A 24,944-nucleotide genomic window follows, 5' to 3' on the forward strand; every position below is an offset into this window, starting at 1 on the left:
AGGGGCTCCTGCCACTGGCTTTCTATTTCTGCCCCGGCTTTCCGGAGTCCGCAACAGCAGGTGAGGCGGCCGTCGCCGTGCGCAGCGCGCGGGCGGCCGACCTGGGTGAACCTGGAGGCAGACCCGAGGGGGGCACCCGAGTCGAACCAGGAGCCCGCATGCACCAGGAGCCCCTCAGCGCGGCGGCCCGGCCGCCCGGCCCGCCCGGCGCCCTGCGCGGCTGGCTGGACGCCCTGGCGGTGGTGCTCGCCGGGGTCGCCGCGATGGCGGCGGTGGCCGCCCTCGGCCTCTGGCTGGCCGGCGCCGACGACCTCCCGGGCGGCGGCTTCCCGTCCGTCCTGGCCGCCACCCTGACCCTCGCCGTGGGCGGGACGGTCCGGATGGACGGCGGCGCGGGCTTCTTCGCCCAGGTGGACGCCGGGATCACCGCGATGCCGCTGTCCGTCAGCCTGGTCGGCGCACTGGTGACGGCCGAGGTGTTCCTGCGGCAGCTGCGCTTCCGGGCCGTGGCCGGCGGCGGTGAGCTGCTCGGCCGGGTGGCCCGGACCCTGGTGGTCTGGCTGGCGGCCCTCGCACTGCTCACCGCGGCCGCCCGGCACACCTTCGTCGTCCCGATCGGCGGGGACCTCGCGCAGTCGCTCTCCGGCGCCCTCGGGCTGACGCCGGAGATCGGCTTCCACGCGGACGCGGTGAGCACGCTCGGGTTCGGCCTGCTCTGGCTGCTGGTGGTGCTGGCGGTGCTGTTCGCGGTCTCCCGCCGGGCGCCGCTGCCGCGCGGCCTGGTGCCGTTCCAGCGGGTCGTCCGGCCCGCGGCCTTCGCGGTGCTGCTGGTGCTGCTGGTGTACGTGGTGGTCGGGGTGGTGGCCGGGATCGTCACCGCCCTGGTGCACGGCAACGGCCGCGAGACGATGGCGGTCGTGCTGCTGGCCATGCCCAACCTGGCCTGGATGGGGTTCGGGGTGGGGCTCGGCGGGCAGTGGCAGGGCCACCTGGCGGGCGGGATCGGGCTGCCGATGCCGCCCGTCCTCGCCGACGTGCTGCGGGCGCCCGAGGGGCAGGACGCCACCGTCGACCTGGGGTCGCTGGCCGCCTACGACGCCCGGGCCTGGTGGCTGCTGCCGGTGGCCGCCGTGCTGATGCTCGCGGCCGGGGTGCTGGCCGCCTACCGCTCACCGCGGGGCGTGCGGCTCTGGCAGCACGCCGTCCGGCTGGGCCTGGCGGCGGCGGTCGCCATGCTGCTGGTGGGCGTCTGGTCGCGGGTGTCGGCGGCCTACGGCCTCTCGGTGCTCGGCGTCGGTGTCGGGCAGGGCGGGCTGGGGGACCTGCTCGGCGAGGTGCTGGGCGACAACCCGGTCGCAGGCCTGGGCGGGGGCGCGCTGGTGCTGGACCCGGTGCAGTGGGTGACCGTGCCGCTGGCGGCGGCCTGGGGGCTGGTCGCGGGGTTGCTGGGCGGCCTGCTGGCCGCGCGGATCGGGCGGCGCGGCGAGGTGCCGGTGGACGGGGCGCCGCCCCCCGCCGCGGCACCTCCGAGCGGCCCGCCCTCCGCGGGGCCGCCACCCGCCGGGCCGCCCCCCGCAGGCCCGCCGCCGGGGCGGCGGTAGCCGGAGGTTCACCCGGCGGCATACCGCCGAACGGGTGGAGGAACGCGGCCGGAGGGGCGCGGGTCGCAGGGCCACGGTCGCAGGGCTGCGCTCTGAGCGCCGCGAGGCGGGCGCCTGAGAGCGCCGCGAGGCGGGCGCCGCGCTCAGAGCGGCGCAGACCGGACCGGGTAGACCACCGGGGTGGCCCAGGCGGGCGGCTGCGGGACGTCGGCCGAGGCCGGCGTGCCGAAGGCCGGGACCACCTGGGTCGGCGGGCCGGCGGACTCCCAGGGACCGGGGACGGGCGTCGCGGCGGCGCGCAGCTCGGCGACGAACTGCAGACAGCTGGCCCAGCGGTCCTCGGGCGTCTTGGCGAGGGAGCGGGCCACCACGGCGTCCACGGCCTCGGACAGGTCGGGGCGCAGGGTCCGCAGGGTGGGCGGCGGGTCGTTGAGCTGCGCCCAGAGCAGCGCGAGGTCGCTCTCCCGGCGGAACGGCGGCGCCCCGGCCAGCATCTCGAAGACCACGCAGCCCAGGCTGTACTGGTCGCACCGGCCGTCCAGCGGCCGCCCGGAGATCTGCTCGGGCGCCGCGTAGTCCAGGGTGCCGACGATCTGGCCGACGCTGGTCAGCCCGCTCAGCGAGAGCGACTTCTTGGTGAGGCCGAAGTCGGCCAGGTAGAGGTGCTCGGGGTGCTCGTCGTCCGTCCCGGCGGCGACCAGGATGTTGCCGGGCTTGACGTCCCGGTGGACCAGGTCGCGGTCGTGCGCGGCGTCCAGCGCGGAGCCGACCTGCAGGGCGAGCCGGGCGGCGCGGTCGACCGGGAACGGCCCGCTGCGGGTGATCAGGCCGCGCAGGTCGCCGCCCTCGACGAAGCGCATCGCGATGAACAGGATGCCCTCCGTCTCGCCGGCCTCGAACACCGGGATGATGTGCGGGTGGTCGATCGCGGCGGCGGCCTCGGACTCGCGGGTGAAGCGCTGGCGGAACATCTCGTTGCGGGCCAGTTCGGGCGCCAGCAGCTTGACCGCGACGGTCCTGCCGAGCCGCAGGTCCTTGGCCCGGTAGACGACCGCCATGCCGCCCCGCCCGATCTCCTCCTCCAGCCGGTAGCCGGCCACCCGCCGTCCTACCATGCCGGACGGCAGGCTCGGCGAGCCCCGGGTCTCGGCCTCCTCGGCCGGCTCCCCGCCGCCGTCCCGCTCCGGGGGGATCACGGCTCACCCGCCCGGGTCGGCTCGTAGGCGCCGGGCGGCTCCGGCGGCACCCGCGGCACCGGTGTGGAGGGCGTCGCGGGCGGTGTGCCGGTCGGCCGGACGGCGGCGGCGTAGGTCTGGAGCTGGAGCCCGTCGCAGTAGCACCAGCGGTCGTGCACCGGGTCGAACACCCAGAGCGCGTCGCCGTCGATGACCAGGCCGGTGCGCAGCCCCCGGGTGCGCTGCTGGAAGGTCTCCAGGTCGGCGCCCCCGGCGGCGAGGTCCTCCAGCAGCGACCGGTAGCGGGCCAGTGCGCCCTCCGCCTGGGCGAGCACCGGCCGGGGGTCGGCGGTCCGGCTGGGCGGACCGGTGGCGGCGGGCGGCGCGTCCGGGAGGCTGATCAGCAGCCGGCCGTCCACCCAGGTGGACCACCCGTTGGAGCACAGGACGTGCCCCCAGTCGCCCTCGCGGCCGATCAGCTGGACCGGCAGCAGCGGGTCCAGCCGGGTCGAGGGCCGGGCCGGGTCGGGCGCGGTCCAGGTGGCCATGCCGTCCGGCGGGGCGACGTGGGTCGGGTGGAAGGCGAATTCGTCCATGGGCTCCGTGGGCTCCGTCCATCGGCGGCCGCTTCACTTGCGCATGATCGCGGGCTCCTGGCGGCGCAGCAGCGCGAGCACGGCGAGCCCGAACACCGCCGACAGCCCCACCAGCAGGACCATCCCGCGCAGCCAGGCGCTGCGGTCGGGGCGGAACAGCGGATCGGCCGTGATGGCGGTGGGCAGGATCGCGTGCAGGTCGATGGTCTGGGCCATCGCGGCCAGGCCCCAGCGGGAGGGGATCAGCCAGGCGAACTGTTCGAGGCCCGGAACCCCGTGCAGCTTCAGCATGGCCCCGCTGAACACGATCTGCACCACCGAGAGCAGGACGAGCAGCGGCATGGTGGCCTCCTCCTTGCGCACCAGCGCGGAGACCAGCAGGCCGAGCATCATCGCGGAGAAGGACAGCAGCGCCACGGCCAGGATGAGTTCGACCAGCGGCGGCAGCACGACCCCGCTGGGCACCTGGCCGCCGCCCGGCAGCGGCGGACTGAGGTCCACCCCGCCCAGGCCGACGAGCGTCAGTACGGCGGCCTGGACGACCGTGATCGTGCCGAGCACCACCACCTTGGAGACCAGGTACGCGGATCTGGACAGCCCGACCACCCGTTCGCGCTGGTAGATCGGCCGTTCCTTGACGATCTCGCGCACGGCGTTGGCGGAGCCGGTGAGCAGGCCGCCGATGCAGAGGGTGAGCAGGCAGTTGAGGGCGTTGTCCGAGCTCAGCCGCGAGCCGGCCATCGCCCGGCACATGATGCCGATGATGAACGGCAGCGCGATCATCACGGTGAGGAACAGCCGGTCGGCGGCCAGCACCGCGGTGTAGCGGCGGATCAGGGTGCTCAGCTGGGACGGCCAGCTCTGCGGCTTCTCCGGCCCGATCGGGGAGGCGGGGGGCGGCGCCCGCAGCGCCGGGGGGAGCGCGGTGGCGGCCACGTACCGGTCGTACTGCGGGGACTCGCGGAAGCGGCGCTGCCAGGCGGCGTGGTCCTCGTTCTCGAAGGCCTCGAAGGCCTCCGGCCACTCGGTGAAGCCGAAGAACGGCAGGGCCTCGTCGGGCGGGCCGTAGTAGGCGGTGCGGCCGCCGGGGGCGAGCACCAGGAGGCGGTCGCAGACGTCCAGGCTGAGCACGCTGTGGGTGACCACGACGACCGTGCGGCCGTCGTCGGCGAGGCCGCGCAGCATCTGCATCACCGAGCGCTCCATCCCCGGGTCCAGGCCGGAGGTCGGCTCGTCCAGGAAGAGCAGCGAGGGCTTGGTGAGGAGCTCCAGGGCGACGCTGACGCGCTTGCGCTGGCCGCCGGAGAGGCTGGAGATGACCAGGTCGGCGCGGCTGTCCAGGCCGAGCTCGTGGATCACCTCGTCGACCCGGGCCTGCCGCTCGTGCCGCTCGGTGTCGCCGGGGAAGCGTAATTCGGCGGCGTAGGACAGCGCGCGGCGCACGCTGAGCTGGGTGTGCAGGATGTCGTCCTGCGGGACGAGGCCGATCCGTCGGCGCAGCTCCGCGTAGTCGCGGTAGAGGTCGCGGCCGTCGTACAGGACGGTTCCATCGTCGGCGGGGCGCAGGCCGGTGAGGGCGTTGAGCAGGGTGGACTTGCCCGCGCCGGAGGGACCGGCCACGGCGAGCAGGGCCTTCTCGGCGAGCGGGAAGCTGACGCCGTCCAGCAGCACCCGGTGGTCCGAGCCGACCCGGACGACCAGGCCCTGCACGTTGAGCGAGATCTCGCCGGTGTCGGTGTACTCGACCAGTTCGCCGTCGGCCAGGCAGAGTGCCGCGTGGCCGATGCCGATGATGTCGGCGGAGCCCACGGGGGCCCGTTCGATCGCCCGGCCGTTGAGGTACGTGCCGTTGTGGCTGGACAGGTCGACGATCTCGTGGCCGCCGTCCGGCAGGGTGCGCAGCTCGGCGTGGTGGCGGGAGACCACCAGGTCGTTCAGGACCAGGTCGTTGTCGCCGGCCCGGCCGATCCGGACGGTGCGGCCGGGCAGCCGCAGCACCGAGGTCGGCTGCCGGAAGATCCCGGAGGCCTGCGGGGCGACCAGCGAGGGCCGCTCGGCCGCGGCCGGTTCGGGCAGGCCCGCGAAGGTGGCGGAGGGGCCGTCGGCGGCGTTGCCGAAGCGCAGCCTGGTACCCGGGCCGACCTGCTCCTGCTGCTGGATCCGCCGGCCGTCGGTGAAGGTGCCGTTGGTGCTGCCGACGTCCTCCAGCAGCCAGTGCCCGGCGCTCGCCCGCAGCACCGCGTGGTGCCAGGAGACCCGGGGGTCGTCCAGCACGATCTCGCTGGTCGGGTCACGGCCGACGTGGTAAGCCCGGCCCGGGTCGATCAGTTGCGAGTCGGTGTCGGTGACGAGCATCAGTGGCGGCGCGGCGGGCGCGCCTGCGCGCTCTCCCATACGGGGAATTCTATCGCCGGTGGGCCGGGGCGTGTCCTGCGGGACCGTCCGAGGGGTGGGACCGGACCGGCCCGCCGACGGGTGGCCGACCCGGGTGGCCGCTGCATGCCCGGGGGCCGGACCGGAGGCCCCGGGCTGGTCGAGGCCCTGTCAATTGGACTGGACCACTGGATCCGTGAGGGTCGACTGCCCTATGGTTCGGGGTGATCCGCACGACTCCGCGCGAGCCCCGGGATGGAACATGAGTGTCTGGCCGCAGCTGCGGGAGTCCCGGGTCGTCCGGGCGGGCCGCGCCCCGGGGACGGTGCTGCGCTGCGGGCTGATGGACACCATGCTCGCCGACCTGTCGGTGTCGGTCGTCTTCTTCTTCGAACAGGCCCTGGACGAGGACCGGTTGGCCGCCGGCCTGGCGCTCGCCCTGGAGCGCGTACCGGTGTTCGCGGGGCGGCTGCGCACGGTGGGTGACGTGCTGGAGGTGGTCTGCGACGACGCCGGAGTGCCGCTGGACGGCTACGAGGTCGACGGCACGCTCGTCGAGGCGATGGGCCGGGTGGCCTCGGTCGGCGCGCAGCTCGTGGACCCGGTGGACGCCCCCGCCGCGCGGGTGGGCGGGGTGCCGCTGCTGACCGTCCGGGTCACCCGGCCGTCCGGCGGCGGCACGGTGCTGGGCTGCTCCTGGCACCACGCGATCGGTGACCTGCAGAGCTTCGCGCTGCTGATGCGGGCGTGGTCCGCGGCGGTGGAGGGCGAGGAGCTTCCGGAGGCCGAACTCGTCGAGGACCAGGACGCGTTGCTGGACAAGGTGCTGCCCGGTGTGGACTGCGGGCGGACCGGATTCCGGCTGCCCGACACGGCCGAGGCGGCGCTGCTGGCGCGCGAGGTGGCGATCGGGCCGCGGGCCAACCGGACCGTTCAGATGTACCTCGGCGACGCCGAACTGGCGCGCATGCGCGAGGAGTTCGAGGAAGCGGTCGGGAGGCGGCTCTCCTCGGGCGACGTGTTCTGCGCCCATCTGGTCAGCGTGCTGCGGGAGTTGGACAACGACCCGGAGACCCGCATGCTCACCGTGCCGGTCAACGCGCGCCGCACGCTCGGCCTGCCGGCCTCCCTGGTGGGCAACCTGCTGAGCGACATCCACCTGCCGTACGCACCGCAGGACGGCCCGGCGGCCCTCGCCGCCGGCCTGCGGGAGGCGCTGGAGGGATTCGCCGACGACCACCTCAACATGCGGGCCAACCTCGGCTTCCTGGAGGCGATCGGGCGCTCCCGGCTGCGCGACTGCGTGCCGCTCGGCTTCGACCCGGAGCGGCGCCGGTTCAGCTTCTCCAACTGGAGCCGCTTCGGCCTGTACGAGCTGCGGTTCCAGGGGCAGCGCCCGGTGTTCTTCAGCCCGGCCGCCAACTACCCGCTGCCGTGGGTGTCCTGGACGGTCGAGGGCTTCCACGGCACGGGACTGCTCAGCACGGTGGTGCTCCCGGCCCGGCTCGCCGCCCGGCTGCGCGGCGCCGAGGGGCGGGCGCTGCTGCACCGCTTCCGCGACCCGGCGGACGCGCTGCCGGCGCTGGCCGCGGCCGTGTCCAAGGTGATCTGAGCCCGTACCGCCGGTCGGCGGCCTCCTTCGCGGGGGCGCGCCGGACCCGCGCGGGCTGTGCTGCCCGGTGCCCGGTGACTGCTGCCCGGGTGGCTGCTTCCCGTTGCCCGTAGCCCGTGGGCTGCGTTGTCCGCTTGCCGCGTTGCCCGACTGCTGTGCGCCCGCTGCCTGCTGCCTGCCTTCCTGTCCGGCCGCCGTCCGTCCTGGAGGCGTCGTGAACCGCCGGCCGGGTGCGGCCGCGCCTTGCCGTGCTCCGATCCCGTGCGCCGATCCCGTGTGCCGATCCCGTGTGCTGATCCCGGGTGCCGCCGAGCCGTGAACGCCTGGGTTCACGCCGACCGGTGAGGCGCAGTGACGGGAGTGGCAGTTGATGTGCCTGCGTCAGGAAACCCCTTGGCATGACATGGCGCATGTGACATTGTATTCCCGCCCCCGTGATCAACCTCACGTCGGACGGGACCACCGGACCCGCTCGGCGATCTCCGCACACCCCGCCCCACCGGGCGCCCCAGCGAGAGGTGACGGCCTTGCCGGCTCGTGGTACCCCAGCGGTCCTCTTCTGCATCCCCCACGCCGGCGGCTCGGTGACGGCCTTCCAGGCCTGGCAGCCGCTGCTCGGCGGCGACCTGCGGGTCCGCCCGGTCGAGTCCGCGGGCCGCGGCACGCGCTCGGCCGAGCGCGGCTACGAGGGCATCCCGGAGGCCGCCGAGGACCTCGCCCGGGTGGTCGCCGCCGAGACGGACGGCGCCGACTGGGTGCTGCTCGGCCACAGCATGGGCGCCCTGATCGCCTACGAGGCCGCCCGCCTGCTCCAGGAGCGGGGCTTCCCGCCCGCCCGGCGCCTGGTGGTCTCCGCCTGCCCGCCGCCGCAGCGCGGCTTCGGCCCGAAGTGGGACGCCGACACCCCGGACTCGGAGGTCGAGGCCTTCCTGCTCCGGCTCGGCAGCGTCCCCGCCGAGATCGCCCGGGACCGCGACGCGATGGCCTACTACGCCGGCCTGGTGCGCGAGGACGCCAGGCTGACCGACGCCTACCGCTACCGCCCCCCACGCGAGGCCCTGAACTGCCCGGTCACCGTCCTGTGGGGCGACGCCGACCCGGTCACCGCGCCGTACCGGGCGCAGGACTGGCAGGAGGCGGTCGGCCGACCCGTCGAGATCCGCACCGCGACCGGCGCGGGGCACTTCCTCCTCACCGAACAGGCCTCCCGGGCCGTCGCCCTCCTGCGGGGCGACCTGCTCGGCGACCCCCCGACCGGCAACCCCAACGGCAACCCGACCGGCAACCCCACCGGAACCCCGCCGGGCGGCACGACAGGAAAGGCGGCTGCCGTGGACACCGGCACCGAGCTGTATCTGGACCTGCTGAAGAAGACCCTCACCAACGTCATCTACGAGGACCCGCCACTGCCCAGCGACTGGGCCCCCGACAGCTCCTACGACCCGATCAGCCGCCACGCCGGGCTCGACTGGCCCAGCAAGGCGCACACCATGGTCGGCCTGCGCCGCCTGGACAACGTCCAGTACTGCGTCGAGCGGATCCTGCGCGACGGCGTCCCCGGCGACTTCATCGAGACCGGGGTCTGGCGCGGCGGCACCTCCATCTTCCTGCGCGCCCTGCTGCGCGCCCACGGGGTGACGGACCGCCGGGTCTGGGCCGCCGACTCCTTCCGCGGCATGCCCGAGGTCGGCGCCGAGGGCCACCCCGGCGACGCCGAACTGGAGACCCACCTGCTCAACGACGTGATGGGCGTCCCTCTGGAGCAGGTCCGCAGCAACTTCGAGGCGTACGGACTGCTGGACGACCAGGTGCGCTTCCTGCCGGGCTGGTTCAAGGACACCCTGCCCAAGGCCCCGATCCGCAGCCTGGCCCTGATGCGGCTCGACGGCGACCTCTACGAGTCGACCATGGACGCGCTCACCAACCTCTACCCGAAGCTCTCCGTCGGGGGCTTCGTGATCGTGGACGACTACCTGATCACGGTGTGCCAGGAGGCGGTCCACGACTTCCGGCGCAGCCACGGCATCGACGACGAGATCAAGGACATCGACGGCTACGGCGCCTACTGGCGCCGGACCCGCTGACCGGGGGGACGGACGGATGACCCAGCAGGACGAGCGCACGCCGCAGCAACCGGAACCCGCGATCTGCCACGGCCCGGACGTGCTCCGGGCACCGGACGAACCGGCCACCCTGGCCGCCGTACTCGCCCGGGCGGCGGCCGACCGGCCGGACCAGGGCGTCGTGGTGGTCGACACGGCCGGCCGGGCCACCCGGATGCCCTACCCGGACCTGCTCGCCCAGGCCCGCACGGTCCTCGCCGGACTGCGCCGCGGCGGCTGCCGGCCCGGCGACGTGCTCGTCCTGTACGGCCTCGAACTCGCCGACTACTTCCCGGCGTTCTGGGCCTGCGTGCTCGGTGGGATCGTCCCGCTGCCGGTCGACGTGCGCCGTGACGCCTCCGCCCGGCAGCGCTCGGTGGAACGGCTCGCGGGCGCCTGCTCGCTGCTCGACGGTCCCCGCGTGCTCACCGACGCCGCCGGCGCCGCCGACCTGGCCGGCCACCCGGACGGCGCCGCGCTGGAGGCACTGGACATCGCCGACTGCCGGACGGGCGTCGGCGCGGACGGCGGCGCGGGCGGTCAGGAGGACTTCGTCCCCGCCGGCAGCGACCCGGCCCTGCTGATGCTCTCCTCCGGGAGCACCGGCCTGCCCAAGGTCATCCCGCTCACCCACGACGCGCTGCTGGACTTCCTCCCCGGCAGCCGGCAGGCGCTCGGCTGGGGCGAGGACGACTCCACCCTCAGCTGGCTGCCCGTCGACGCCAGCGCCGCCCTGCTGCTCTACCACGTGCTGCCGGTCTACCTGGGCAGCGACAACGTGCAGGTCCCGACCGAGCTGGTGCTCGCCGAGCCGCTGCGCTGGTTCGACCTGGTCACCGAGCACCGCTCCCGGCACACCTGGGCGCCGTCCTTCGGCTTCCGCATGGTCTGGTCCGCCCTCCAGGAGGCCCCCGCCCCCGACTGGGACCTCGCCCACGTCCGCACCCTGGTCAGCGGCGGCGAGCAGATCCCCCCGCGGGTGGTCGACGGCTTCCTCACCGCCACCGCCCCCCACGGCGTCGACCCCGACTGCTTCGTGCCCTGCTGGGGCATGACCGAGACCACCACGGCGATCAGCTGGAGCCGCTACCGGGCCCCCGGCAGCCTGCACCGGCTGCGCACCGACAGCCTCGGCGGCGCCACCGTCCCCGCCGGCGAGGACGTACCGGACGAGCTGTGCACGACCTTCGTCGCCGTCGGCGCCCCCGCGCCCGGCGCCGGCCTGCGCGTGGTCGACGAGGACGGCGCGGTGGTGCCGGTGGGGACGGTCGGGCGGCTGCAGGTCCGCTCGATCCGCAACACCCCCGGCTACCTCGCCAACCCCGAGGCCAACGCGAAGACCTTCGTCGACGTCGGCGAGGAGCTTCCCTGGCTGGACACCGGGGACCTGGCGTTCATCCGGGACGGCCAGGCCGTGATGATCGGCCGGCAGAAGGACATCGTCATCATCAACGGCGAGAATCACCCCTGCCACGCCGTCGAGGCGGTGGTCGAGTCCGTCCCGGGCGTGGCCGCCGGCGGCGCGGCGGCCTGCGGGGTGCCGGACGAGGAGCTCGGCAGCGAGACCCTCGCCCTGTTCTTCGCCCCCACGGGCGAGCGGCCGGTGGAGGAGACGCGGGCCGAGATCGGTCGCGCGGTGCTGCGCAGGCTCGGACTGTTCCCCCGGCACGTCGTGCCGCTCGCCGCCGAGGACTTCCCCCGGACCTCCAGCGGCAAGGTCCGGCGCGGCGAGCTGGTGAAACTGCTCGCGCCGACCCCGGCGGTGGCGCCGGAGCCGGTCCCGGCGGCCCTGGTGCTGGAGCCGGGTGCCTCGCGGGGCGACGGGCCGGGTGGTGGCGGGCTGGGCGGTGGCGGGCTGGGCGGTGCGGAACTGCGCGCCCTGCTGCGCGCGGAGGTCGCGGCCCTGTCCGGCACCCGGGTCGACCAGGCGGGCGGCGACGACCGGGCGCCGTTCTACGAGCTCGGCCTCGGCTCGGTCACCATGGTCCGGCTGCACCGCGCCCTCGGCGCGCGGTTCGGCGCCGAACTGGCCGTCTCCGCGCTCTTCGAGCACCCCTCGATCGCCGAACTCGCCGACCACCTCGGCTCCCTGGGGGTGCGGGAGGTCCGGCGGACCGAGCCGGAGCCCGTCCGGTCTCCTGCCCCGGCCTCCGTCTCCGTCCGCGAGCCGGCGCCGGTGCCGACGCCCGTGGACACGCCGATCGCCGTGATCGGCCTGGGCCTGCGCTTCCCCGGCGCCGGCACGCCCGAGGAGTACTGGGAGAACCTCCGCACCGGCCGCGACTGCCTCACCGCCTTCACCCCGGCGGACCTCCGGGCCGCCGGGCTCTCCGAGGCGCAGCGCACCGCACCCGACCGGGTCCCGGTCGGCGGTGCCCTGACCGACGTCGACGCCTTCGACCCCGGCTTCTTCGGCATGAGCCCGCGCGAGGCCGAACTCACCCACCCTGCCCACCGGTTGTTCCTGCAGACCAGCTACCACGCGCTGGAGGCGGCCGGCTACGCGGCCCCCGCACCCGGCCTGCGGATCGGCGTCTACGCGGGCGAGGGAGCCAACCTGACGGGCTATCAGTCCGACACCTCCGCGCCCGACCCCGACCTCGCCGACGGCATGCAGGCGGCCCTCGGCAGCCTGCCCGACTACCTGGCCTCCAGAGTCTCCTACCGGCTCGGCCTCTCCGGACCCGCGATCGGCATCCGCACCGCCTGCTCCACCTCCCTGGTCGCCGTGCACCTCGCCGCCCAGGCGCTGCGCAACGGCGAGGCCGACCTCGCCCTGGCCGGCGCGGCCGCCCTCCAGCTGCCGCAGGGCGCCGGCTACCGCTACCACCCCGAGTCCGTGCTCTCGCCCACCGGCAGCTGCCGCCCCTTCGACGCGGCCGCCGACGGCACCGTCGGCGGCAACGGCGTCGGCGTGGTGCTGCTCAAGCCGCTCGACCGGGCCCTCGCCGACGGCGACCCCGTCCTCGCCGTCATCACCGGCACCGCCGTCAACAACGACGGCGCCCGCAAGGTCGGCTTCACCGCCCCCAGCGTGCAGGGCCAGGCCGACGTGGTCCGCGAGGCCCTGCGCCGGGCCGGCGTCCGCGGCGAGGACCTCAGCTACGTCGAGGCCCACGGGACGGGCACGCCGATCGGCGACCCGGTCGAGTTCAAGGCCCTGAGCCTGGGCCTCGGTTCACCGGGCGGGCCGGAGGGCTTCTGTGCCGTCGGCTCGGCCAAGGGGGCCATCGGCCACCTCGACAGCTGCGCAGGAATGGCCGGGCTGATCAAGGTCGTGCTGATGCTTCAGCACCGCGAGCTCGTCCCGACCCGCAACCTGGACCGCCCCAATCCCGAACTCGCACTGAACGGAAGCCCGTTGACCCTGGTGACGAAGCACGGCCCGATGCCCCAGGCGCCCGGCGGCTCGCCGGTGCTGCGCGCCGGCGTCAACGCGCTGGGCGTCGGCGGCACCAACGCCTTCGCCATCCTGGAGGAGGCGCCGCCGCGCCCGGCCGTCACCGCGGCGGCCGCCGGGGGCTCCCGCGTCGTGCCGCTCGGCGGGCGCGACGAGGCAGCGGTGCGTGAGCTGGCCGCCGAACTGGCGGGCCGGCTGCGCCGCCACCCGGACACGGCCGTGGCGGATGTCGCCGCGAGCCTGGCCACCCGGCCGGGGCACGCCGTGCGGGCCGCAGTCGTCGCCACCGACTCCGCCGAACTCGCCCGCGAGCTGGACCGGTTGGCGTCCGGCGCCGAGCCCGACGCGGCCACCGCGTTCCGGCTGGGCACCCCCCGCCCGGGCACGCCCGAGCCGGTCGCCTTCGCGTACAGCGGGCAGGGCTCGGCAGCCCGCGGTATGGCGATCGAGCTGTACTCGGCGCTGCCGGTGGTCCGGGACGTCCTCGACCGCTGTGAACAGGCCTACCGCGAGGCCGTCGGCGGTCCCGGTCTGCTGGCCGCCCTGCTGGACTCCGGCCGGTCCGGCGAACCGCTCGCCACCGGTCTCGCCCAGCCCGCGCTGTTCGCGCTCCAGGCGGCGCTGACCGCCCAGTGGCGCGCCTGGGGCATCGAGCCCGGCCAGGTCCTCGGGCACAGCCTCGGCGAGCTCTCCGCACTCTGCGCGGCCGGCGCGCTCTCGCTGGAGGACGGGATCCGGCTGACCGCGCGGCGCGGCGAGCTGATGGAGACGGCGATGGCGGAGGGCGGCATGCTCTCCCTGCGCACCGACCCGGCCGTCGCCGAGCGGGTCGCCCGGGAGAGCGGCCTGGAGATCGCGGCGCGCAACGGCGCCGGCACCTTCGTGCTCTCCGGCACCCCGCTGGCCCTGCGGACGGCGGAGGAACTGCTCGACGGGATGGGGATCGAGGCGCGCCGGCTGCCGGTCGACCGCGCCTTCCACAGCGGGATGCTGGACGTCGTCCTGCGGCCGCTGGCGCAGGCCGTCGAGGCCTGCGTCCTGGCCCCGCTGCGGGTGCCGCTGATCACCGCTGCGGACGGCATGGTGCTGCCGGCCGGCGAGGTGCCGCCCGCCGAGTACCTGGTGCGGCAGGCCCGCCGCCCGGTCCGCTTCGACCTGGCGCTGGCCGCTCTGCACGCGACCGGCTGCGAGACGGTGGTGGAGATCGGACCCCGCGAGGAACTGGTGCTGCTCGGTCGGCGGGCCGTGCCCGACCTCGCCTGGACCGCCTCCCAGCTGCGCGACGGCGGGCAGTCGGCGGCGCTGCAACTGGCCGCGGGTGAGCTGTACTGCGGCGGGTTCGCGCTCGACTGGGACGCGCTGGCGGCGGGCGGGCAGCGGGTGCCGCTGCCCGGGTACCCGTTCCGGTGGACCGTCCTCGGGCAGCGGGTGCCGTCCGGGGCCGCGCTCCCGGCGGATGCGACACCGGCGCAGGCTTCGGGTCCGGCTCCGGGTCCGGTGCGTGCGGTACCGGTGGCCGACGGGGTTCCGGCTGTGCCGCCCCGGGTGGTTGTGCCGCCCCGGGCGGCCGGGGCGGCGGACGGCCTGCTCGACCTGGTCCGCTCACTGACGGCGGAGCGGTTCGGCATCGCGCCCGGGCAGCTCGACGTGGACGAGACCTTCATCGCCCTCGGTGGCGACTCACTGTCGCTGGTGGGGCTGGCCCGGCGGCTCGACCGGGAGTGCGGGGTACGGGTGCCGATGCGGGCGTTCTTCGACGAGGCGGACACTCCGCGCCGACTGGCCGGCCTGCTGGCCGCGCAGGGGGCCGACGGGCCGACGGCGGTTGCGGCTCCGGCTCCGGTGACGGCTCCGGTGGCTGAGCGGGCTCCGGAGACTCCGGGGGGTGCCCAGGCCCGAGTGGCTGCTCCGGCGCAGGCCCCGGCCCAGGACTCGGCCCAGGCCCCGGCTCAGGCTTCGGCGGCTGCCGAGGCGGCCGGTCCTGCCGTCAGCCCGCCGCCGACCGGGACCGTGGCGGCCGAGCCCGCCCCGGCACCGGCACCGGCCGCAGCCCTGCCGACCGCCGCCCCCGGCAGCGAGCTGGCGCAGCTGTGCGCCTCGCAGCTGCGGGTCGCGGAGGACATGATTGCCAAGGTCACCGGCCTGATGACGCGCCAGCTGGACCTGTGGGACGACGCGAACGGCGGTACCCCGGCGACCCCTGCGATCCCCGCGCCCACCGCCGCTTCCGCCGCCACCGCCACGACCGCCGCCACCGCCACGACCGCCGCCACTGCCACGACCGCCGTCGCTGTCGGGGCAGCCGGTGAGGCACCGAGGCCGGTGCCCGCCGCCCCGGTGGCGGTCCGGGCGACGGCTCCCGCGGTACCCGCACCGATCGCCCGGCCGGTCCCGGCGCCCGCGCCGACACCTGCGCCAGCTCCCGTCGCCGCCGTGCCCGTCGCCATGCCCACCGTCGTGCCCGCGCCCGCGAGCAGGCCCCCGGCCGGCCGGCCCGCCTGCGACTACAGCCTCTACTTCTTCGGCGACTACCCCGACCAGTCCGCGACCGACAAGTACGGCCACGTCCTCGCGGCCGCCGAGTTCGCCGACCGCAGCGGCTTCCACGCCGTCTGGCTGCCGGAGCGCCACTTCGACTCCTTCGGCGGGATCTTCCCCAACCCGTCCGTCCTGGCGGCGGCCGTGGCGGCCCGCACCACCCGGATCAGGATCCACGCCGGCTCCGTGGTGCTGCCGCTGCACGACCCGATCCGGGTCGCCGAGGAGTGGTCCGTGGTGGACAACCTCTCGCACGGGCGGGCCGGACTCTGCATCGCCTCCGGCTGGCACGCCAACGACTTCGTCCTGGCCCCCGGGAACTACGGCCGGCACCGCGAGCTGATGTACGAGCAGCTCGACACCGTCCGCAGGCTCTGGGCCGGTGAGCAGGTGGCCGCCGTCTCCGGCACCGGGGCCAAGGTCGAGGTGGGCCTCTTCCCCAAACCGGTGCAGCCGCAGCCGCCGCTGTTCGTCGCGGTGGTCGCCAACCCCGACAGCTACCGCCGGGCCGCCGAGAACGACCTGGGCGTGGTCACCAACCTGATGACCCAGAGCGTGGCCGACCTCGCGGCGAACATCGCGCTCTACCGCCGTACCCGGGCCGAGTGCGGCCTCGACCCGGCGGCCGGACGGGTGGTCGTCCTGATGCACACCTACCTGGGCGCCGACCGGGAGCAGGCGCGCCGGGAGGCCGCCGGACCGTTCCGGTCCTACCTTCGCTCCTCGCTCTCGCTGCTCGGCGGCTTCGCCGAAAGCCTCGGCCTGGGTGCCGAGTTGGAGGACACGGACCCGGAGGACGTCGACTTCCTGCTCGACCGGGCGTTCCACCGCTACTGCGAGGACCGCGCCCTGATCGGCAGCCCGGACAGCGCCCGGCCCATCGCCGAAGCGGTGGTCGCGGCCGGCGCCGACGAGATCGCCTGCTTCGTGGACTTCGGCGTGCCCGGTGAGCAGCTGCTGGCCGCGCTGCCCCTGGTGGCCGACCTCCGCGACGCCCACCGGCCGGTACACCGGCCGCAGCCGCAGCCGCAGCCGCAGCCGCAGCCGCAGCCCGCCACCGCCGAACCCGGCACCCCGGCCACGCCCGCCGTCCCCGGCACCCCGGCCACGCCCGCCCAACGCCGGCTCTGGCTGGTCGACCGGATGTACCCCGGCCGCACCGACTACCACGAGCCGAAGGGCATCGTGCTGACCGGCCCGCTGGACCTCACGGCCCTGCACGGCGCACTGGACCGGGTCGCCGCCCGCCACCCGCAGCTGCGCACCGTGTTCCACGAGGCCGACGGCGGGCTCCGCCAGGTCGTCCTGCCCCCGGCGCCACTGCCCTGCCCGGTCACCGACCTCACCGGCACGCCCGTGGAGGAGGCGCTCACCGCACTGGTCCACGCCGAGCGGGACACCGTCCTGGACCTCGCCACCGGACCGCTGGTGCGGCTGCGCCTGGCCCGGCTCGGCCCGGACCGGCACGTGCTCTTCCTGCTCGCGCACCACATCGTCTTCGACTCGCTCTCCACCCAGGTCTTCTGCCTCGACCTCGCCGCGTACTACCGCGCCTGGCCCGCCCTGCCCACCGACCTGCCGGAGCTCGGGAACCCGCCGGCCGCACCCGCCCGACCGGCCGCGCACAGCCTGGAGTTCTGGACGAGGGAGCTGGCCGGCGCGCCGGTCCTCGCCCTGCCCGCCGACCGTCCGGCGGCCGCCGCCGGTACGAGCCGCGGCCGCAGCCTCGTCCACGACTACGACGCCGAACTCACCGACCAGGTCGCACGGTTCGCCCGCTCCGCCGGGGCCACGCCGTTCATGGTGCTGCTCGCCGCACTGGGCGCCGTCCTCGGACGGCTGAGCGGCCAGGACGACTTCATGCTCGGCACCGCGGTCGCCAACCGGCCCGAGGGCGCCGAGGACCACATCGGCATGTTCATCGACACCGTCGTCCTGCGGATGGACCTCTCCGGCGACCCGGGCTTCGACGAACTCGTCCGACGGGTCCGCGAACGCAGCACCCGCGCCTACGAGCACCAGGACGTGGCGTTCGACGAACTCGTGGACGCCCTCAACCCCGAGCGCGTCCCCGGCGCCAACCCGCTGTTCGGCGTGATGGTCGAGTACGAGAACCACACCCCGCTGGAGTTCGACCCGCCGCGGATCGGCGTCGAACTGGTCGATCTGCCCAGCGACCGGGCGCCGTTCGACCTGACCTTCTACCTCACCCGGCACGCGGCAGGGCTGCGCTGCGCGGTCGAGTACGACGCCGCCCGGTTCGAGGAGTCCACCGTCCGGCGGATCCTCGACTACCTGGAGCAGGTGCTGCGCCAGGCCGGCCCCGCACCGCTCTCCGAGCTCACCGCCCTGACCGGCGGCGACCGGGCGGCGGTCGAGGCCCGGCACGGCGAGCCCACCGGCACCTCCCCGGACTGCCTGCACCACCTGGTCGAGCGCCAGGCCGACGCCACGCCCGACGCCCCGGCCCTGGCCGGCGACGACACCGCCGTCAGCTACCGGGAGCTGGACCGCGCCGCCAATCGCCTCGCGCACGCCCTGGCGGCCCGGGGCGCCGGTCCGGGCCGCATCGTCGGGGTCGGCCTGCCCGCCGGCGCCGGCCTGGTCACCGCACTGCTCGCCGTCCTCAAGACCGGCGCGGCCTACCTCCCGCTGGACCGCTCGCTGCCCGCCGAGCGGGTCGCCGACTGCCTGGCCGACAGCGGCGCCGTCCTGCTGCTCACCGACCGCCAGGAGACGGTGGACCTCCCCGTCGTCCTGCTCGACGACGCCCACGAGGGGCTCCCCGACACCCGGCCCGAGCCGGCCGTCGGCCCGCAGGACCCGGCGTACTGCATCTACACCTCCGGCTCCACCGGCCGGCCCAAGGGCGTCCTGGTGCCGCACCGCGGCCCGGTCAACCTGGTCCGCTGGCAGCTGCGGACCGGCCCGGCGCTGCGCACCCTGCAGTGGACGTCCGCCGGGTTCGACGTCAGCGTGCAGGAGATCTTCGCGACCCTGGCCGCCGGCGCCACGCTCGTCCTCGTCCCCGAGGCGCTGCGCGGCGACCCGGCCGAGCTGGCCGCCGCGATGCGCCGCCACCGGGTCGAACGGCTGCACATGGCCGGCACCCCGTTCAAGTACCTGGTGGAGCACGGCCTTTCCGTACCGACCCTGCGCGAGGTCCGGCTCGCGGGGGAGCAGCTGGTGGCCACCCCGGCGCTGCGCCGCTTCCTCGCCGCCCACCCCGACACGCAGCTGTTCAACGAGTACGGCCCCACCGAGGCCTCGGTGATCGCCGTCTCGCACCGGGTCACCGACCTGGACGAGCCGCGGATCCCGATCGGCCGACCGGTGGACAACGTCCGCATCCATCTCCTGGACCGGGCGGGCCGGCCCGTCCCGGTCGGCGCCACCGGTGAACTCGCCCTGTCCGGACCGGGACTGGCCACCGGCTACCTCGGGGACGAGGCGCGGACGGCGCAGCGCTTCACGACCGGACCGGCCGGCTCCGGCGAGCGGGTCTACCTGACCGGCGACCTCGTGCGACTGCGCGCCGACGGCACGCTGGAGTACCTGGGCCGGACCGACGAGCAGGTGAAGATCCGCGGCCACCGGGTGGAGCCCGGCGAGGTGCAGTGGGCGCTCGGGCGGCTGCCCGGGGTCCGCGACGCCGCCGTGCTGGCCCGCCGGGACGCGGACGGCGAGGCGCAGCTGGTGGCCTACGTGGTCGCGCCCGAGGCCGACGGCGGCGCCGGGTGGAGCGCCGCGCTGCGCTCCGGCCTCGCCGAGACGCTGCCGCCCTACCTCGTCCCGGACCACTGGGTGCGGCTGGACCGGCTGCCGGTCAACGCCAGCGGCAAGCTGCGGGCGGAGGCGCTGCCGGATCCGGTGGGCGGCCCGGGCCCGGACACGTCCGCGGACACGGCCGCGGACACGGCCGCGGACACGTCCGCGGACACGGCCACGGCCACGGCCGAGGCCGTCGCGGACGGGGACACCCCCGCCACCCCGGCGGAGCAGGCCCTGCACCTGATGTGGTGCGCCGAACTGCGGCTGGAGTCGGTGCCGTTGGACCGATCCTTCTTCGAACTCGGCGGCAACTCGCTGAAGGCCGTGCGGATCCTCAGCCGGATCCGGGACCGCTTCGGCTACCAGTACCCGCTGGGCGAGTTCATGCGCGAGCCCACCGTCCGGGCGGTGGCCCGCGCGGTGGCCGAGCGAACCGCCTGACCACCTCGCCCTGCACCAGCCTCACCGCCTCACCGCCCGACCGCCTCACGCGAACCACCCGTCCGAAGCAGCCCGTTCGACGCCCCCGCCCGCCCAACCCGGCGGGCGGGGGCCCGGCACCGCCCACCCGCCCCACGACCATGGGAGGTCCGCCCCCGTGCGACCCACCGCAGCAGGCTCCGCCCGAACCGGCGAGCCGCCCGCCCCGTCCGGCGCCGCCGGGGGCCGGCGCGCCGCCGTGCCCGCGCTCGCGCTGGGCGGGTTCACCGCGGCACTGGTCAACACCGTGCCGATCCCACTGCTGCCCTCCCTCCCGCAGCTGCTGGACACCTCGCCGGCCAACGCCGCCTGGACCGTCACGGCGACGCTGCTGGTCGCCGCCGTCTGCACCCCGGTCAGCGGTCGACTGGGGGACATGCTCGGCAAGCGCCGGGTGCTGCTCTGGTGCCTGGGGCTGATGGTCGCCGGATCGATGCTGTGCGCGGCCGCCGACTCGATCTCCGTCCTGATCGCCGGCCGGGCCCTCCAGGGCTGCGGCGCCGGGGCGCTGCCGCTGGGCCTGAGCATCATGCGCGACGAAGTCCCGCGCGAACGCCTCGGCCGCGCGCTCGCGGTGATGAGCTCCACCGTCGGCGTCGGCTCCACCATCGGCTTCCCGTTCTCCGCCTTCCTCTCCCAACACGCCGACTGGCACGTGCTGTTCTGGGCGGTCGCCGCCCTCGGCGCGGCCAACCTGCTGCTCGCCGCGCGCTACATCCCCGCCTCCGGGGTGCGGTTCGGCGGACGCTTCGACTGGCCGGGCGCGGCCGGACTCGCCGTCGCCCTGGTCTGCCTGCTGCTCGCCCTCTCCAAGGGGCGCGGCTGGGGCTGGACCAGCGGGCCGACGCTCGGGGCGCTCGCCCTCGGGGTGGCCGTGGCGCTCTGGTGGGTCCGCTTCGAACTGCGCACCGCGCAACCGCTGGTGGACCTGCGCACCTCGGCGAGCCGCCCGGTGCTGGCGACCAACGCGGCGACGCTGCTGGTCGGCTTCGCGATGTTCGTGATCTCGCTGGTCCTGCCGCACGTCCTCCAGGCCCCGTCGAGCACCGGCTACGGCGCGGGCTTCTCCATGGTGGAGACCGGGCTGCTGCAGTCCGTCGCCGGCGTGGTGATGATGGCCGTCGCGCTGCTCTCCCCGGCGGTGTCCACCCGATGGGGCGCCCGGGCGACGCTGGTGCTCGGCGCCCTGGTGATCGCGGCCGGCTACGCGACCGGCATCCCGCTGCTCGGCGGCGGCTGGTGGCTGTCGGTCCTGGCCGTGATCGTCGGCGCGGGCCTGGCGCTGGCCTTCGCCGCGATGCCCGCGCTGATCGTCGCCGCCACCCCGCACTCCCAGACGGCCGCCGCCAACGGCCTCAACACCCTGGTCCGTTCGATCGGCGCCTCGGTGGCCAGCGCGGTGGTCAGCGCCGTGCTGGCCGCACTGACCACGACCGCCTCGGCGGCGGACGGCGGCGGCGTCCACCCGTCCGCCGCCGGGTTGCGGATCGCGCTGATCGCCGCCGTCCTGGCGGGGCTCGGTGCGGCGCTGGCCGCACTGTTCGTCCCCAAGGCCGCCAAGTCCGACTAGCCGTACGATCCCTGAGGGGGAGCCGAGTGAACACGCCCGACGAGTGGGCGAAGCGGGCCCGGAGCTACGGCCCGGCGGCGTCGCTGTACGAGGTGGCCCGGCCGTCCTACCCGGAGTCCGCGATCGGGGAGATCGTCTCCCGACTGCCCGGGCCGACCCTGGTCGAGCCCGGCGCGGGCACCGGCAAGGCGACCCGCCTGTTCGCCGCCCGCGGCGTCCAGGTCACCTGCGTGGAGCCGGACCTGGGCATGGCGACGGTGCTGCTGCGCGCGAACGCCGTCGCCGGGGTGCGCGGCGTCGGCGTCCACGTCGAGCCCTTCGAGGACTGGCGCCCGCCGTACCGCAGTTCGGGCCTGGTCTGCGCCCAGGCCTGGCACTGGTTCGACCAGGAGCGGTGCTGGGCCAAGGCCGCCGAGACGGTCGCGCCGGGCGGGCTGCTCGCGCTGCTCTGGAACGTCGAGCGGTGGGACGTCGACCAGTGGGGCGGGACGCCCGCCCGGTCGGTGATCGAGCGGGTCTTCGCCCGGCACGGGCAGGAGGCCCGGGACGACGGCGGCCTCGGCCCGGCGGTCTGGCCGACCGAGCCGACGGCGCGCCGGCACGGGTTCCAGGAGCTCGAACTGCTCACCTACGACTGGGAACAGACCTGGGAGGCGGCGGAGTTCGCGGCCTACCGCGCCACCACCTCCCAGCTGCTGGTGCTCCCGGACGGGGTCCGCGACGACCTGGTGAAGGACCTGGAGAGCGCCCTCCTGCGGGAGCTCGGCGGGGCCTTCACCCTGCCCTGGCGGACCTACCTCTTCCTGGCCCGCCGCAGCGGAGCGGACCAGGCGGAGGAGGAGGGAGCCCCGGGCGTCAGGGCCTAGGCCGGGAAGGCCTCCTCGATCGCCGTCCAGAGCCGGACCCGGGCCCGCAGGGCGGTGCGGACGGTCTCGGCGCAGGCCTCCCACTTGGCCTGGTCGTCACCGTTGAGGTCGATCAGCATCTGCATCGCCATCGGGGTGTGCTGCTCGCCGTCCACCTCGATGTGCCGGGCGAGGTAGTCCTTGAAGACGGTCAGCACGCCCTCCGGGTCGTCGATCTTGATGACCTGGGCGAACATGTCCGGGATCAGGTCCTCGCGGCCGAACGCGAAGGCGGCGGCGCGGCAGTGCACCGGCGCGTTCTCGATGATCTCCCAGGTGGTCGCGGTGAAGTCGACGGCGGCCTCCGGCACCCCGGCGGCCTTCAGCGCCTGCGGCACCGGCGTGCCGGAGCGCAGCAGCTCCAGGAAGTCCTCGACCGGCTTGGGGTCGGCGCCGGCCTGGCGCATGCCCTCGACGTACAGCTCGAAGTGGCTGGTGAAGCCCTCGCCGAGCTCGTCGCTCTCCTCGACCAGCACGATCTCGTTGATCAGCCGGCGGCTGGCGGTCGGCCCGTTCGGGACCCAGGGCACGTCGACGCTGGTGAGCTCGCGCTGGAGGCTCTTCAGCAGCGACATGAAGTCCCAGACGGCGAAGACGTGGCGGTCCAGGAAGGTGCGGACGCGCTCGATGCTGTTCAGGCCGCCGTAGACGGTGTGGTCGACGACCTCGCGGCGCAGCGGCTCGATGGCCTGCTGGAGGCTGGACAGGCCCGGGTGCGAGCGGTCCCAGTGGTAGCGGTTGGTGGACATGGGCGGACTCCTCGGGGGTTCGGTCACTTCATGACGGTGCGCAGGGCGTGCCGCAGCTGCTCGCGGCCCGGCTGGAGGGCGCGGTCGAGCTGCGGGGCGAAGGGCAGGACGGTGCCGTCGGGGCGGGTGATCCGTCGGGGCGGGGCGATCAGGCGCATCTCCTCGGCGGCGGTGGCCAGGACCTCGCCGCCGATGCCGCAGCTGCGGTTGGAGTCGTCGATGACGACCAGCCGACCGGTGCGCTCCAACGAGGCGGCGAGGGCCTCCCAGTCGAAGGGGTGGAGGGTGCGCGGGTCGAGGACCTCGACGGAGATCTCGTCGGCGACCTCCTGGGCGACCGCGAGCGCGTCGTGCACCAGGTGGCCGACGGCCACCACGGTCACGTCCGTGCCCTCCCGGTGCACCCGGGCCGAGCCGAGCGGGATCGGCGCCAACTCCCAGGTGACGGTCTCCCGGACGGGCAGCGCGGCGGCCGGTGCGAACACCACGACGGGGTCGGGATCGCGGATGGCCGACCGCATCAGCCCGTAGGCGTCGGTGGGGGTGGCGGGCACCACGGTCTTGATCCCGGCGTGCGCGAACAGGCTGTACGGGTGGTCGGAGTGCTGGCCCGCCCAGCCGTCGCGGGAGCCGGATCCGGGCACCAGGCAGGTCAGCGGCACGCCGGCCTGGCCGCCGGTCATCAGCGAGAACTTGTGTGCCTGGTTGACGAGTTGCTCGAAGACCAGGAACAGCAGCGAGGGGATCTGGAACTCCAGCACCGGCCGCCGGCCGGACAGCGCCGCACCGATCGCCATCGAGGTGAAGGCCTGCTCGGACAGCGGGGTGTCGACCACCCGCCCCGGGCCGAAGCGGTCCAGCAGCCCGAGCGTCGGACCGGCCATGCCGGCGCCGATGTCCTCGCCGAACACGCAGACCGCCGGGTCCTCGGCCAGTTCGTCGGCCAGCGCCCGGTTGAGGGCCTTGGTGTACGAGAGCCTGCTCATCCCGACGCCCCCGCCCTGGGCCGCAGCCCGTCGGCGTACAGGTGGTCCAACGCGCCTGCCGGGTCCGGGTGTTCGGAGGCGAGTGCGAACCGCTCGGCCGCCGCCAGCTCGGCCGCGACCTCCTCGTCCAGGGCGGCCCGGCGTGCCTCGCCGATCAGTGCGGCGGCGCGCGGCAGCGGGTCGCGGGCCCGCCAGGAGTCGACCTCCTCGGGGGCGCGGTAGTGCAGCTTCATCCGGTGCTCCATGGTGTGGTGGGCCTCGAAGCGGTAGGTCCGGCACTCCAGGAAGCCGGGTCCGCCGCCCGAGCGGGCCCGCTCGACGGCCTGCCCGGCGGCCGCGCGGACGGCCTCGGTGTCCATTCCGTCGACCTCGACGGCGGGGATCCCGAAGGCCCGGGCCCGGCCGAGGGCGCTGCCCGCGACCGCGGTGGCGGCGGGCAGTGTGGTGGCGTAGCCGTTGTTCTCGCAGACGAAGACCACCGGCAGCCGCCACATCGCGGCGAGGTTGAACGCCTCCAGCAGCACGCCCTGGTTGAGCGCGCCGTCGCCGAAGAACGCGACCGCCACCCGGCCGTCGCCGGCCTGCTGGGCGGCCCAGGCGGCGCCGACGGCGATCGGTGCTCCGGCGCCGACCATGCCGTTGGCGCCCAGGATGCCCAGGGAGAGGTCGGCGGCGTGCATCGAGCCGCCCCGCCCCTGGTTCAACCCGTCGACGCGACCGGCGAGTTCGGCGAGCAGCCGGCTCGGGTCGACGCCCCGGGCGAGGACGTGGCCGTGGCCGCGGTGGGTGCTGGTGAGCCGGTCGCCCGGGCCCAGTGCGGCGCAGACACCGACGGCCACCGCCTCCTGCCCGATGTACGGGTGGACCCCGCCGACGATCACCTTGGCGCGGACCAGGCCGAGGGCCAGCTCCTCGAAACCGCGGATCAGCCGGAGCATCCGGTAGCGCTCCTCGGGCGTGCCGAGCGGCGGGGGGGCGGGGGGGCCCCCCCGGGGCCCGCCGGCGGGGGCCACCCGGGCCGCCCCCGCGCCGGGCGCCGGGGGGGGCCCCGGGGCGCCCACCCCCCGGGGGGCGCCCGGGGGGGGC

The 24,944-nt window shown here is 75.4% G+C and carries 12 protein-coding genes; 6 read left to right on the forward strand and 6 right to left on the reverse strand.

Annotated elements, in window-relative coordinates:
• The first annotated feature begins 158 nt into the window (after window positions 1–158).
• Window positions 159–1,601, forward strand: a complete 1,443-nt coding sequence (locus tag ACFVVX_RS13325) for a streptophobe family protein (RefSeq protein WP_387944744.1) — start codon at window positions 159–161, stop codon at window positions 1,599–1,601.
• Between the two features lie 143 nt (window positions 1,602–1,744).
• Here the strand turns inward: ACFVVX_RS13325 and ACFVVX_RS13330 are convergent, their stop codons facing one another.
• The 3 genes from ACFVVX_RS13330 to ACFVVX_RS13340 all read right to left on the reverse strand — a co-directional run bounded on the left by ACFVVX_RS13330 (window position 1,745) and on the right by ACFVVX_RS13340 (window position 5,766).
• Entirely contained in the window at window positions 1,745–2,716 is a 972-nt protein-coding gene (locus ACFVVX_RS13330; RefSeq protein ID WP_387945042.1) for a serine/threonine-protein kinase, read from the reverse strand.
• A gap of 77 nt (window positions 2,717–2,793) precedes the next feature.
• On the reverse strand, window positions 2,794–3,372 hold the full coding sequence (locus ACFVVX_RS13335; RefSeq protein WP_387944746.1) for a hypothetical protein: 579 nt from the start codon (window positions 3,370–3,372) through the stop codon (window positions 2,794–2,796).
• Window positions 3,373–3,405: 33 nt separating this feature from the next.
• On the reverse strand, window positions 3,406–5,766 hold the full coding sequence (locus ACFVVX_RS13340) for an FHA domain-containing protein (RefSeq protein ID WP_387944748.1): 2,361 nt from the start codon (window positions 5,764–5,766) through the stop codon (window positions 3,406–3,408).
• A 241-nt stretch (window positions 5,767–6,007) separates the two neighbouring features.
• Here ACFVVX_RS13340 and ACFVVX_RS13345 point away from each other — a divergent pair, with 241 nt between their 5' ends.
• The 5 genes from ACFVVX_RS13345 (at window position 6,008) to ACFVVX_RS13365 (ending at window position 22,084) form a co-directional block, all read left to right on the forward strand.
• Window positions 6,008–7,357 (forward strand): acyltransferase, encoded by a 1,350-nt coding sequence (locus ACFVVX_RS13345; protein WP_387944750.1) that lies wholly within the window; start codon window positions 6,008–6,010, stop codon window positions 7,355–7,357.
• Between the two features lie 527 nt (window positions 7,358–7,884).
• Complete coding sequence (locus tag ACFVVX_RS13350) at window positions 7,885–9,441, forward strand: alpha/beta fold hydrolase (RefSeq protein WP_387944752.1); 1,557 nt, start codon at window positions 7,885–7,887, stop codon at window positions 9,439–9,441.
• Window positions 9,442–9,457: 16 nt separating this feature from the next.
• On the forward strand, window positions 9,458–19,609 hold the full coding sequence (locus ACFVVX_RS13355; protein WP_387944754.1) for an amino acid adenylation domain-containing protein: 10,152 nt from the start codon (window positions 9,458–9,460) through the stop codon (window positions 19,607–19,609).
• A 157-nt stretch (window positions 19,610–19,766) separates the two neighbouring features.
• Window positions 19,767–21,218 (forward strand): MFS transporter, encoded by a 1,452-nt coding sequence (locus ACFVVX_RS13360; protein ID WP_387944756.1) that lies wholly within the window; start codon window positions 19,767–19,769, stop codon window positions 21,216–21,218.
• 26 nt (window positions 21,219–21,244) lie between these two features.
• Window positions 21,245–22,084 carry a class I SAM-dependent methyltransferase gene (locus ACFVVX_RS13365; RefSeq protein WP_387944758.1) on the forward strand — a complete coding sequence of 280 codons (840 nt, stop codon included), beginning with the start codon at window positions 21,245–21,247 and terminating at the stop codon, window positions 22,082–22,084.
• Here ACFVVX_RS13365 and ACFVVX_RS13370 read toward each other — a convergent pair.
• The 3 genes from ACFVVX_RS13370 to ACFVVX_RS13380 are packed head-to-tail and all read right to left on the reverse strand — an operon-like array spanning window position 22,081 to window position 24,796.
• Entirely contained in the window at window positions 22,081–22,872 is a 792-nt protein-coding gene (locus tag ACFVVX_RS13370) for a DUF3050 domain-containing protein (RefSeq protein ID WP_387944759.1), read from the reverse strand. The two genes, ACFVVX_RS13365 and ACFVVX_RS13370, sit on opposite strands and share 4 nt — an antisense overlap.
• A gap of 23 nt (window positions 22,873–22,895) precedes the next feature.
• The gene (locus ACFVVX_RS13375; protein ID WP_387944760.1) at window positions 22,896–23,858 is read right to left on the reverse strand and encodes an alpha-ketoacid dehydrogenase subunit beta; all 963 of its coding nucleotides are present in this window, start codon (window positions 23,856–23,858) and stop codon (window positions 22,896–22,898) included.
• Window positions 23,855–24,796 (reverse strand): thiamine pyrophosphate-dependent dehydrogenase E1 component subunit alpha, encoded by a 942-nt coding sequence (locus tag ACFVVX_RS13380; RefSeq protein WP_387944762.1) that lies wholly within the window; start codon window positions 24,794–24,796, stop codon window positions 23,855–23,857. Before ACFVVX_RS13380 ends, ACFVVX_RS13375 begins: the two co-directional genes overlap by 4 nt.
• Between the last annotated feature and the right edge of the window lie 148 nt (window positions 24,797–24,944).

The organism is Kitasatospora sp. NPDC058170 (genome assembly GCF_042883905.1).
In the GTDB taxonomy this organism is placed as follows: Bacteria; Actinomycetota; Actinomycetes; order Streptomycetales; family Streptomycetaceae; genus Kitasatospora.